Here is an 11,485-nt window from a genome sequence, read left to right as displayed (position 1 = left end):
CTCGCCTGAAAGCTGAAACGTGTCCGTCACACCGTCTGTCATCGACCTGATCGGCCATACGCCGCTGGTCCGCCTGAACCGCCTGTCCGACGAGACGGGCTGCGAAATCCTGGGCAAGGCCGAGTTCATGAACCCCGGCGGCTCGATCAAGGACCGCGCCGCCCTGTCCATCGTCCAGACCGCGCGGGCGTCGGGCGCGCTGAAGCCCGGCGGGACCATCGTCGAGGGCACGGCGGGCAACACCGGCATCGGCCTGGCCCTGGTCGGGGCGGCCCTGGGCCATCCGGTGGTCATCGTCATTCCGCGCACCCAGTCGGAGGAGAAGAAGTCGGCCATCCGTTCGCTGGGCGCGCGCCTGGTCGAGGTGGACGCCGCCCCCTTCTCCAGCCCCAATCATTTCGTCCACTATTCCGGACGCCTCGCGTCTGAACTGAACGAGAGCGAAGAGGCCGGGGCGATCTGGGCCAACCAGTTCGACAACACCGCCAACCGCGACGCCCACTATGCGACGACCGCTCCGGAGATCTGGGCGCAGACCGGCGGCGAGATCGACGCCTTCGTTTCGGCCGTGGGGTCGGGCGGCACCATCTCGGGCGTCGCCGCCTATCTGCGAGAGAAGAAGCCTGATGTGACCATCGCCCTGGCCGATCCCGCCGGCGCGGCCCTGTTCAACTGGTTCACCAAGGGCGAGATGACGGGCGAGGGCTCGTCGATCACCGAGGGGATCGGGGTGGCGCGGATCACCGGCAATCTGGAGGGGTTCAAGCCGGATTATGCCTACCGGATCGAGGATGCGGAGTTTCTGCCGATCCTGTTCGATCTGGTGAAGCACGAAGGTCTGTCGCTGGGCGGATCGGCCGGGGTCAACATCGCCGGGGCCGTGCGGCTGGCGCGCGAGATCGGGCCGGGCAAGACCATCGTCACCTGCCTGTGCGATCCGGGGTCGCGCTATGCGTCCAAGCTGTTCAACCCGGAATTCCTGACGTCGAAGGGCCTGCCGGTTCCGGGGTGGGCTTAAGACCCTCTCCCGCTTGCGGGAGAGGTGGCCCGGCGTCCGCGCAGCGGACCAGGGTCGGAGAGGGGAGTTTCGTTTGAACAGAAGACTTCCCCCATCGTCAGGCGTGTCGCTGCGCGCCACGACCTGACACTTCCCCCGCAAGCGGGGGAAGGTCCTATTTCTCCGCCGCGATCCAGGCGTCCATCCGCTGGTCCAGCAGGGCCAGCGGCAGCGGGCCCTCCGTCAGCAGGGCGTCGTGGAAGGTGCGGATGTTGAACTTCGGCCCCAGTTCGCGTTCCGCCCGGGCGCGGATTTCGCGCAGGCGGATCTCGCCGATCTTGTAGGCCGTGGCCTGGCCGGGCCAGCCGATGTAGCGCTGAAGCTCGGTCTCGATATTGTGGGGCGCCAGGGCCGAGTTGTCGCGGAAACAGGCGCGGGCCTGCTCTTCTGACCAGCCCATCCAGTGCAGGCCGGTGTCGGCCACCAGGCGGCAGGCGCGCCACATTTCATAGGACAGGCGGCCGAAGCGTTCATAGGGGGTGCGGTAGAAGCCCATCTCCTCGCCCAGATATTCGGCGTACAGGCCCCAGCCCTCGGTGAAGGCGGTCACATTGGCCTGGCGGCGGAAATAGGGCTGGTCCTCGGCCTCCTGCTGCAGGGCGATCTGAAGGTGGTGGCCGGGCACGGCCTCGTGCAGGGTCAAGGCCGGCAGTTCGTACAGGGGGCGCTGGTCCAGCTTCGACGTGTTGACCACATAGTGGCCAGGGACGCCGTTCTGCATCGAGCCGGGATTGTAGCGGCCGGTGGTGTAGGTCGCCTCGATCTGCGGCGGGACCGGCTGCACGTCATAGGGCAGGCGGGGCAGGGTGGCGAACAGGGCGGGCAGGCCGCCGTCCGCGCGCTTGGCCATCTCCGACGCCTTCTCCAGCAGGTGCTCGCGCGTCTGGGCGTAGAACTGGGGATCTGTGCGCAGGAAGTTCAAAAAGCCGGCGAAGTCGCCGGTCCAGCCGGCGGCCTTCATCTCGACCTCCATCCGGGCGCGGATGCGGGCGACCTCGGACAGGCCGATCTGGTGGATCTGGTCCGGCGTCAGGTCCGTGGTGGTGTGGCCGCGCACCAGATAGGCGTAGAGGGCCTTGCCGCCGGCGCGGTTGCCCAGGCCGGGCTCGATCGGAGCCTTGGGCAGGTATTCGGTCTCCAGGAAGGCCAGCCAGTCCTGGCGTGCGGGGACGATGACTGCGGCGACCGCAGCGCCGGCCTCGGCCCTCAGCCGGTCGCGGTCGGCGGGGGCGATGGTGGTCGGCAGGGTGGCGAAGGGTTTGAGCAGGGGCTCGTCCTCGGGCGTGATCGCCACGTCGTTGCGCGCCCCGGCCAGGGCGCTTTCGGTGACGGAGCGGGGCTGGACCATGCCGGTGGCGAGACCCCGCCGGGCGTTGTCGGTGGTCTGGGCGTAGATGTCGCCAAAGCCCCGTATGCGCCGGATATAGGCCTGGGCCTCCGCCACCGTGTTCAGTCGGGTGCTCTGGCCGACATAGAGGGCCCAGGTTCCCGGCCCGCCTTCGCTGTCGAAGGCCAGGCGAGAGGCGTCGTAATCCAGACCCTCGACGCCGCGCTTCAGGCTGTACAGCAGGAAGGCGTGGTTGATCCGCCCCGCCTGGGAAAGACTTGCCGGGTCGATGGTCTCGAGCCGGGCGACGAAGGCTTCCAGCGGCGCGCGCTGGGCCAGTTCGAAGGCGCGCGACAGGTCGGGGACCCGGCCCATGGCCTCCACATCGCCCTCTCCGCCCGCAGCGAAGGGGTCGATCGCCTTCAGATAGGTTTCGTAGTCCGCGATCAGGGCGTTCAGCGCCGCCTCAGCCGGGCCGGCCGTCGCCGGCGCCGTCACGGGAGCCTCCACTGGGACCCCCGCCTGCGCAGCCTGCGGGGCCGCAGCCGCGCCGGTCGCCGCCGTCGCCAAACCGGCCGCAACGGCCAAACCGATGATCTTCATGACGCCCTCCGCTTTCAACCGCCACGCAAGCGGAGCGGACGGGGGGCGTCAAGCCGTCATCCGCAGGCGGCGAAGAAGCGGTCGATCTCGGCCAGGGCGGCGGGGCGGGCGGCGTAGGCGTGACGTTCGTCCCCGTCCCAGACGGCGATCCAGCCCAGCCGGCGGAACCGCTGGAAGACGGGGTCCTTGGTGCTGGCGCGGGCCTGGGCGTAGTAGCCGTCGCTGATCGCCGCCTCTTCAAAAGTGGCGCGATAGGTTTCGGTGTCGCCGCCGGACTCCAGCCGCAGCTGGCGCGCCGGCTTGTCGAGTATGGCTGCCAGATCCAGGGTGTCGGAACCGGGACGGCAGAAGAGCTGAAGCTTGACTTCGTCGCTGTGGGCCATGCCGTAGACCAGAGCCTGTTGCGGCGGCTCGTCCGTGTTGCGGATCCAATCGTAGCCGGGCGTCGGAGCGGGAGCGGATGCGGCCGGGGACAGGTTGGCCGTCGGCGGCTGGGTCGCGCAGGCGGCCAGGGCCGCGACGGACAGAAGGGGCAGGATCAGCTTAAGCCGGGACATGGTCGGTCTCCTCAACCGGCGCAACGGTCCGCCAAACGGCGCAGCTTGGCAAGATGGGCGCGAGGGATGGCCACCCGGTCCGTTCGATCGCCCGTCTGGATCGTCAGCTCGCCCGAGCCGACGAAGGCGGCGAACAGCGGATGGTCGGTCCGCACTGTCACCTGCAACCGTCCCCGCCGTCCGAACCGGGCCGGACTGGTCGCGGCGACGTCGCCGGAGTTCAAGCGGGCGAAGGCGGCCTCGGGCGCAGACCCGTCATCCCGGTACACGGTGACGTCCACGACGCCTGAGCGCGGATCACATTCCAAGGTGGCGCGCAGATTCGGCGTGTCGGGCGCCTCATTGGCCAGAACGACCGGACCCTCGTTCTCATAAAGGGTCCAGGTCCAGACTGGGGCGGCGCGCGGAGCTCCCGCCTGGCCGAAAGCCAGGAGGGCGGCGAGAATGAGGTTCATCGGTCGGCCCTGCTGGCGGTGGTAGGCAAGCCTGCGTCAGCGGCGCATTTTGTCAAGCGCGCGAAGACCCGCAATAGGCCAGAAAGTCCGCGATCATCCGGCGTTCGGCCTTGTCGGCGGTCAGGTCGAACTGGCCTGCATCGCCCTGGACCCGCATCAGCCCATGGTCGACCAGCCCCTTCAGACTGGCGTCCTGCAAGGACAGGCGCGATTCCGTGGCGTCGCCGCCGGTCAGGGGATCAATCAGGCTGGGACCGTGTGAAACGGTCATCAGACGCGGCGTGTCGGGCTGGACGTCGCCATAGACCACGGCGGTCCGGTCTCCGGGCGAGCAGGTGACCATCAGCGCCAGCTGATCCGAATTGGCGACGCCGTAGGCCAGCTTGGCCATGGCGCCCTCATGGCTCAGATGCCAGGCCATGGCCGGCGTTTCCGCCGACAGAGGGGCCGAGGGCTCGGTCGCCTGCGGCTTGGCGGCGAAGGCGACCAAGACGATGGCGGCGGCGGCGGGGATCAGAACCTTGAACATTTGATTAACTCGCGTCTGACGGTCAAACGCGGGTATCCGTCAACGGTTCACGGCTCCGCTTGCGCGGCTGATGGTTGTGGCTTTCGCGCCGCAGCGGATCAGAACGGGCTGAAGCGCTCCACCAGGCTTTGGGCGGCCGGCGTGGCCTGCATCCGGCTGATGTCGCCCCGGCCGCCGTAGGAGATGCGGGCCTCGGCGATCTGGGTGTGGTTGATCGAATTGGCCGAGGAGATGTCTTCCGGCCGCACGATGCCGGCCACGGTCAGCTCGCGAACCTCACGGTTGGTGCGGACCTCCTGCCGGCCCTGGATGACCATATTGCCGTTGGCCAGAACCTCGGTGACGACGGCGGCGATGGTCAGGGAGACCTTTTCGGACCGGTTGACCGAGCCCGAGCCCGAGGCGTTCGTTTCGCCTTCCAGCCCGACCATCTTGGCCGGATCGAAACCGCCGGGGAAGGCGCGGCCCAGGCTGCTCTCTAGGCCGAAGAAGTTGGACACTCCGGTCGAGGCGTTGTTGGACCGCGACCGCTGGGTCGTGTTCTGGGTCTGGGCGCGGTCGTCGATGTCGATGCGGACGGTCAGGATGTCGCCGACGTGACGGGCGCGCTGGTCGCCGAAGAAGGTGCGGGCGCCGACCCGCCACAGGCTGTTGGCGCTGGCGGGGGTCGATTCAGTCCGCATCGCCGGGGCGGCCATATAGGCCTGCTGGGTGGGAACCAGGGCGGCGGGATAGCCGATGGGCGCCAGTTGGGGGCCGCGCACCGCCTCGACGGCGGTGGAGCAGGCGCCCAGGGAGGCGGCGGAGACGGCGGCGGCGAGGACGAGCTTACGCATGACGGACTTCCCTAGCGGGCGGCGAATTGTTGAGGATTGGCGCGGACCATGTCGGCGGCGGGACCGGCAAGGGCCTGGCCGGGACCGGAGGCCACGGCGTCGATGATGCGGTTGGAGGAGGTGTTCATGACCGCCACGGGCTCGCCCAGGGCGGCATTGCGCAGCGCCTTGCCCATGACGCTGAGATTGACGCCCCCGACCTGATAGGTGACGCGCACCATGTCGTTGCGGGCGATGACCTGGGCGCCGGCGGAGACAAAGGCGGGGCGGGCCGTCTGGCCGGCCGAGGCGGCGGCGGTCTGAACCGGGACGGCGGCGGCGCGACGCACGGCGACTCGACGCAGGCCCGTCGGATTGTCCCAGTCAAGACCCGCCTGACGCGCCTGGGCCTGGAGGGCGCCGGCTTCCAGAACGACGGACGGGCCAACGCGCTGGGCCACCACCACCTCAGAGGCGGCGCCCGCGCCCTCGAACAGGTCGCCCAGCGTCACCCGGCCGTCGTCGTCGACAGGGTTGGACTTCAGGACCACCGAGCCGGCTGAGGCGGCGCCGGCGATCGCGGCGAAGACGGCGGTCAGGGCCAGGGCGTTACGAACGATCTTCATGGCTCAGCCCTTCACCTGGGAGGTGACCGACATCATCTGGTCCGCCGTCGATATGACCTTGGAGTTCATCTCATAGGCGCGCTGGGCGATGATCAGGGCGCTGATCTCGGACACGGCATCGACGTTCGAGGCTTCGGTATAGGCCTGCAGGATCTGGCCGAAACCGACGTCGCCGGGCGAGCCGATGTTGGCGGCGCCCGAGGCGGCCGTCTCCAGCAGCAAATTGTCGCCGATCGCTTCCAGCCCCGCCTCGTTGAAGAAGGTCGCCAACTGGATCTGGCCCACGGTGGTCGGCGCCGTCTGACCCTGCTGCGTCGCCTGGACCAGGCCGGTCTTGGAGATGGTCAGCTTGACCGTGTCCTGCGGGATCGAGATCGCCGGTTCCAGAGGATAGCCGTCGTCGGTGACGATCTGGCCTTCGGGGCTGAGCGCCAGATTGCCCGCGCGAGTGTAGCCGATCTCGCCCGAGGGCAGGGTCACCTGGAAATAGCCGCGGCCGTCGATCGCCATGTCATAGGGATTGCCGGTCTGCTGGGGCGTGCCCTGTTCGGTCACGCGATAGACCGCCCCGGCCTTGACGCCGGCGCCGATCTGAATGCCCGTCGGGACGACCGTGCCCTGGCTGGAGGACTGGGCCCCCATCCGTTCGACGTTCTGATAGAGCAGATCCTGGAACTCGGCGCGCTGCTTCTTGAAGCCCACCGTGTTCATGTTGGCGATGTTGTTGGAGATGACCTCCACGTTCAGCTGCTGGGCGGCCATGCCCGAGGCGGCGGTGCGAAGTGCGCGCATGTCCAGGGTTCCTTATGCGACCTTGCCGAGGCGCTCGACGGCGCGACGGCTCAGGTCGGTGGTGTTCTCGATCATCCGGGTGACGCTCTCATAGGCGCGGCTGATCTCGACCAGGTTGGTGATCTCGACGAGGGAGTTGACGTTGGAGGCTTCCAGAGCGCCCTGATGGACCTGGGCGTCGTTCGCCTCGACCGGCTGGGTGTTGGAACCGTTGCGGTAGAGGCCGTCGCCGCCCTTCTCCAGAACGCCGAGGGTGTCAAAGCGGACGACGGAGAGGCGGCCGGTGATCTGGCCCGCCTGGGTGATGGTCCCGTCCGCGCCGACCGATATGGCGCCCAGCGAAGGGTCCAGAACGATCTCGGCGCCGCCGCTCAGCACAGGCGCGCCCTGTTTGGTGGTCAACCGGCCCTCAGGGTCCAGGGTGAAGGCGCCGTCGCGGGTATAGGCCTCGCCGTTGGCGCCGTCGCGGACGGTGAAGAAGGCGCCTTCTCCGGCGATGGCGAAGTCCAGCGTGCGGCCCGTCTCGGACATGGCGCCCTGGCCGAAGTCCCGGCCGACGCCGTTGTCCAGCACGAAGCTGGCGGACGGCCGGATGGCGTCGTTGCGCGCCCGCTGGCCGATTTCCGTCCCGACCATCAGCTGCTCCACCTTGAAGCCGGTGGTGTCGGCGTTGGCGATGTTGTTGGCCACGATGTCCAGCTCGCGGCGCAGCGTCATCTGACGGGACAGTCCGATATAGGCGGCGTTTTCCACGACGAGGCTCCTTCGGAAATCCCTTACGCAATGACCGTGCCAACAGGGTTAATTCAGGCGCGGCGGGGCTTTGCGGGGGAGGAGGGCCGGGTTCGCCCGGCAAAAACTGCCGTTTGTAAACGTCGCATTAACCAAGCCGGGCCGATCTTCCCCTGTAGATTCTCCGGGGCGAGCGCATGTTGAAACTTGGCAAGAAGAAGGGCGACCCCAGCGCCGACGCGGCCGAGGCCGAGGCGGGCGCCGAGGGCGAAGAAGGCGCGCCCAAGAAAAAGAAGCTGCCGATCCTGTTCATCATCGCCCCGGTCGCCCTGCTGGTCCTGGGCGGCGGCGGCGCGGCGGCCTTCTTCCTGATGAAGCCCAAGCCGGCCGAGGCGCATGGCGAGGAAGCCGCCGCGCCGGAAGGCGGCCACGGCGAAGCCAAGGCCGAGGAAAAGGGCGGTCACGGCAAGGAAGAGAAGAAGGGCGAGGAAAAGGGCGGCGGCCACGGCGGGGGCGGCAAGGAGGGCGAGGCCGATCCGTCGCTGGGCAAGATTTCGGAAGGGCCGGACGGCGTCACCTTCTACACCCTGCCGGACATGGTGATGAACATCCAGTCGCCGGACGGACGCCCCACCTTCCTGAAGCTCAAGCTGACGCTGGAGATGCATGACGCCGAGGTGGCGACGCATCTGCAGGAAGAAATGCCGCGCCTGCAGGACATGTTCACGGGCTTCGTGCGGGAGCTTCGCCCCGAGGATCTGAGCGGTTCCGCCGGCACCTATCAGCTGCGCGCCGAGCTTCTGCGCCGCATCAATCTGGTCGCCGCGCCGGGCAAGGTCGACGCCGTTCTGATCGAAGAAATGCTGGTGCAATAGGCGATGACCGACGCGCCGATCGATTCCCTGGCCGGACTGGGCGATCCTGCGGACGCCCTGTCCGAGCGCGTCCTGAACCAGGACGAGATCGACAGCCTGCTGGGCTTCGATCTCGGCGACGACGACGGGTCGGAAAAGTCCGGCATTCGCGCCATCATCAACTCGGCGCTCGTCTCATACGAACGCCTGCCGATGCTGGAAATCGTGTTCGACCGCCTGGTGCGGTTGATGACGACCAGCTTGCGCAACTTCACCTCGGACAACGTCGAGGTGTCGCTGGACAACATCTCGTCGATCCGGTTCGGCGACTATCTGAACTCCATCCCTCTGCCGGCCATCCTGGCGGTGTTTCGGGCCGAGGAACTGGACAACTACGGCCTGCTGACCGTCGATTCCAACCTGATCTATTCGATCGTCGACGTGCTGCTGGGCGGCCGTCGCGGCACGGCGGCCCTGCGGATCGAGGGGCGGCCCTACACCACCATCGAACGGGTGCTGGTGCAGCGGATGGTGGAGGTGGTGCTGAACGACGCCCGCCAGGCGTTCGAGCCCTTGACCCCGGTCACCTTCAATCTGGACCGGCTGGAGACCAATCCGCGCTTCGCCGCCATTGCGCGCCCGGCCAACGCCGCCATCCTGATCAAGCTGCGGATCGACATGGAGGATCGCGGCGGACGGATCGAACTGCTCCTGCCCTATGCGACGCTGGAGCCGATCCGCAAGATGCTGCTGCAGCAGTTCATGGGTGAGAAGTTCGGCCGCGACAACATCTGGGAAGGCCACTTGGCCACCGAGATCTGGACCACCGAAACCGAGGTGCGGGCGGTGCTGGACGAGCAGGTCATGCCCCTGTCCAGCGTCTTGAACCTGAAGGTCGGGGACACGATGATGCTGAACGCCACGCCGGATTCGGAGGTTTCGATCCGTGCGGGCTCCATCCCCCTGACGACCGGCCGCATGGGCCGAAAGGGACAACATATCGCCGTGCGCGTCGAAGGGCCGATCAGCCCTGAATCCGCCGCAAGAATAAAGGGCGCGCGCTGATGGCTGGAATGATCATGGACGCCGTCCTCATGCTGCTGCTGGTCGCGGCGGTCGGCTACGGGATCAAGCTGGAGCGCAAGCTGGCGGCCCTTCGCACCGGGCAGATCGCCTTCGCCCAGGCGGTGACCGAGCTGAACGCCGCCGCCGGCCGCGCCGAGGCGGCCCTGGCCAATCTGCGCGCCTCGGGCCAGGAGACGGATCTGCTGCACGACCGGATCATCAAGGCGCGCGAGGTCAAGCAGCAGCTGGAGGTTCTGATCGCGCGGGCCCCGACCGCGACGAGCCGGAGCCGGGAAGAGGAGGCGGTCGCCCGTCCCGAACCGCATCGTTCGGCCGCGATCGCCCCTTCGCCGGCCGCCCATTCGCCGGCCGCCCTGGTTAATGACGACGACGAGCGCGCCCGCCGCATGGCCGCCCTGGCCGAACGCATCCAGGGCATGACCCCGACCGTCGCGAGCGCCGCGACGGGCCGGGCGCCGGCCGGGCGCGACAATGTCGCCGCCATCGTCCAGGCCCTGACCGCCGTCGGCTCCGCTAACCAAACCGCAAAACAAAGCCTCAACGCCGCGCGTCGTAATCTGGACGACGACCTGTTCGCCGCCTGAGTTCGGAACCTTCTTTCATGGCCCGCATCCCCCGCCTCCTCCCCCTGATCGCCGTCGCCATCGGCGGGGTCGTCGCCGTGCGCGCCGTCGGCGTCGCGCCGGGCCTGTTCGAAGGCGCCAAGGCCTGGGCCGAGGAGGCTGCGCCGGCCGCCGCCGCTGCGGCGCCCAAGCCCGCCCCGGCCGGGACCTGCGCGCTCTCGCCCGAACAGCTGGCGCAGCAGGCCGGCATTTCTCCGGCCGAGCTGAAGATCATCCAGTCCCTGTCGGCGCGCCGAACCGAGCTGGACGCGCGGGATCAGGACTTCGCCACCACCCTGCCGCTGATGGTCGCCGCCGAGCAGAAGCTGGACGCCAAGGTCAAGGCGCTGGAGGCGCTGAAGGCCGAGATGAAGCAGATGCTGGGCCAGGTCGACGAGCGCGAAAAGGCCGAGATCGACCGGCTGGTTCAGGTCTATTCGGCCATGCGGCCCAAGGACGCCGCCCCCGTCATGGCTTCGCTGGAGGATCGGGTTCGTCTGCCGGTCGCGGCGGCCATGCGGCCGCGCACCCTGGCGGCCGTCATGGCCCAGATGACGCCGGCCCAGGCCAAGGAGCTGACGGAGAAGATGGCCGCTCGCTTCCAGGCGCAGCAGATGGCGGCCCGCGCCGCCGCCGCCGAAGCGACCCCCGCCCCGGCCGCCGCCGCGCCCGCGACGCCGGGTTCTGGTCCGACGGCTGCGTCCCCGGCGCCGACGCCTGCTGCGGCGACCCCGGCGCGTCAGACCCCGCGTCCGGCCGCCCGCCGCCCGGCGAACCGTCCAGCCGCCCGCCCGACCGCGACCCCCGCCGCCGCTCCGGCCAGCGGTCCCCAAGCCTATCAGCCCTCGGCCGCCGACGCCCAGCCGCGCCAGACGGTGCAGTGACGTCCCTTGCGGATTCATCCCTAGTGGGATGACGGCGATCCGCTAACCCATTTGGGCGCATCCTCCCTTCACGCCCGATTTGGGGGCGAGGCATTGAGGATGGTCCGCCATGCTCGGGGAAGTCTTGTATATTGCGCACCGCCTTCGGCGCCCGCTGGCGCGCGGCCTGTTGACGGCGCCCCTGTGGCTGGCCATACCGCTGGCGCGGCTCTGGCTCGGGTTCTGAGCGGCGGTTTCGGTTGGCAGGGCGGCCGGGCGCGGCTATCACCGCGCCTTTCCGACCTACGAGCCCTCTGACCGACCATGTCCGACACGCCTCCCGACCGCCTCTCCGTCGACCCGTCCAGCCCCTATCACGACGCCGAGGCGTTGCAGCGCGGCGTCGGCGTCCGGTTCAAGGGCGAGGAAAAGACCAATGTCGAGGAATATTGCGTCTCCGAGGGCTGGGTGCGGCTGGCTCTGGGCAATCGCGTGGACCGCAAGGGCAAGGCCCTTACCGTCAAGTTGCAGGGGACGGTGGAACCCTATTTCCAGAACGGCTGACTCTTTCTAGGGTCGCGGCTTTC

14 protein-coding genes are annotated in these 11,485 nt (G+C 68.6%); 6 read left to right on the top strand and 8 right to left on the bottom strand.

What is annotated here, in order from left to right; all coding sequences use genetic code 11:
* Positions 1 to 19 precede the first annotated feature (19 nt).
* On the top strand, positions 20 to 1,018 hold the full coding sequence (locus tag ACW178_RS13650; protein WP_287106543.1) for a cysteine synthase A: 999 nt from the start codon (positions 20 to 22) through the stop codon (positions 1,016 to 1,018).
* 154 nt (positions 1,019 to 1,172) lie between these two features.
* Here the strand turns inward: ACW178_RS13650 and ACW178_RS13645 are convergent, their stop codons facing one another.
* From ACW178_RS13645 to flgF, 8 genes are all read right to left on the bottom strand, one after another.
* Positions 1,173 to 2,987 carry a DUF885 domain-containing protein gene (locus ACW178_RS13645; RefSeq protein ID WP_287105623.1) on the bottom strand — a complete coding sequence of 605 codons (1,815 nt, stop codon included), beginning with the start codon at positions 2,985 to 2,987 and terminating at the stop codon, positions 1,173 to 1,175.
* A gap of 56 nt (positions 2,988 to 3,043) precedes the next feature.
* Positions 3,044 to 3,544 carry a hypothetical protein gene (locus ACW178_RS13640; RefSeq protein ID WP_287105621.1) on the bottom strand — a complete coding sequence of 167 codons (501 nt, stop codon included), beginning with the start codon at positions 3,542 to 3,544 and terminating at the stop codon, positions 3,044 to 3,046.
* 11 nt (positions 3,545 to 3,555) lie between these two features.
* Entirely contained in the window at positions 3,556 to 3,999 is a 444-nt protein-coding gene (locus ACW178_RS13635; protein ID WP_492024667.1) for a hypothetical protein, read from the bottom strand.
* 52 nt (positions 4,000 to 4,051) lie between these two features.
* On the bottom strand, positions 4,052 to 4,528 hold the full coding sequence (locus ACW178_RS13630) for a hypothetical protein (RefSeq protein ID WP_287105617.1): 477 nt from the start codon (positions 4,526 to 4,528) through the stop codon (positions 4,052 to 4,054).
* A 98-nt stretch (positions 4,529 to 4,626) separates the two neighbouring features.
* Entirely contained in the window at positions 4,627 to 5,364 is a 738-nt protein-coding gene (gene flgH / locus ACW178_RS13625) for a flagellar basal body L-ring protein FlgH (RefSeq protein ID WP_287105615.1), read from the bottom strand.
* Between the two features lie 11 nt (positions 5,365 to 5,375).
* Complete coding sequence (locus tag ACW178_RS13620; protein WP_152950759.1) at positions 5,376 to 5,969, bottom strand: flagella basal body P-ring formation protein FlgA; 594 nt, start codon at positions 5,967 to 5,969, stop codon at positions 5,376 to 5,378.
* Positions 5,970 to 5,972: 3 nt separating this feature from the next.
* The gene (gene flgG, locus ACW178_RS13615; protein WP_183214906.1) at positions 5,973 to 6,761 is read right to left on the bottom strand and encodes a flagellar basal-body rod protein FlgG; all 789 of its coding nucleotides are present in this window, start codon (positions 6,759 to 6,761) and stop codon (positions 5,973 to 5,975) included.
* Positions 6,762 to 6,773: 12 nt separating this feature from the next.
* Complete coding sequence (gene flgF, locus ACW178_RS13610; protein ID WP_287105612.1) at positions 6,774 to 7,514, bottom strand: flagellar basal-body rod protein FlgF; 741 nt, start codon at positions 7,512 to 7,514, stop codon at positions 6,774 to 6,776.
* A gap of 176 nt (positions 7,515 to 7,690) precedes the next feature.
* Here flgF and ACW178_RS13605 point away from each other — a divergent pair, with 176 nt between their 5' ends.
* The 5 genes from ACW178_RS13605 (at position 7,691) to ACW178_RS13585 (ending at position 11,462) form a co-directional block, all read left to right on the top strand.
* Entirely contained in the window at positions 7,691 to 8,368 is a 678-nt protein-coding gene (locus ACW178_RS13605; protein WP_183214904.1) for a flagellar basal body-associated FliL family protein, read from the top strand.
* A 3-nt stretch (positions 8,369 to 8,371) separates the two neighbouring features.
* A complete protein-coding gene (gene fliM, locus ACW178_RS13600; RefSeq protein ID WP_054766381.1) occupies positions 8,372 to 9,412 on the top strand; it encodes a flagellar motor switch protein FliM in 1,041 nt (346 codons plus the stop codon).
* A gap of 14 nt (positions 9,413 to 9,426) precedes the next feature.
* Positions 9,427 to 10,017, top strand: a complete 591-nt coding sequence (locus tag ACW178_RS13595; RefSeq protein ID WP_228185387.1) for a DUF6468 domain-containing protein — start codon at positions 9,427 to 9,429, stop codon at positions 10,015 to 10,017.
* Between the two features lie 17 nt (positions 10,018 to 10,034).
* Positions 10,035 to 10,919: a MotE family protein gene (locus ACW178_RS13590; protein ID WP_054766379.1), complete on the top strand. Its 885-nt coding sequence runs from the start codon at positions 10,035 to 10,037 to the stop codon at positions 10,917 to 10,919.
* A gap of 303 nt (positions 10,920 to 11,222) precedes the next feature.
* Positions 11,223 to 11,462 carry a DUF3297 family protein gene (locus ACW178_RS13585; RefSeq protein ID WP_054766378.1) on the top strand — a complete coding sequence of 80 codons (240 nt, stop codon included), beginning with the start codon at positions 11,223 to 11,225 and terminating at the stop codon, positions 11,460 to 11,462.
* Positions 11,463 to 11,485: the final 23 nt, after the last annotated feature.

Source organism: Brevundimonas sp. AVps4 (assembly GCF_058681525.1).
The sequence above is the reverse complement of the archived record's forward strand: the minus strand, read 5'-3'. Positions and strand labels throughout refer to the sequence as shown.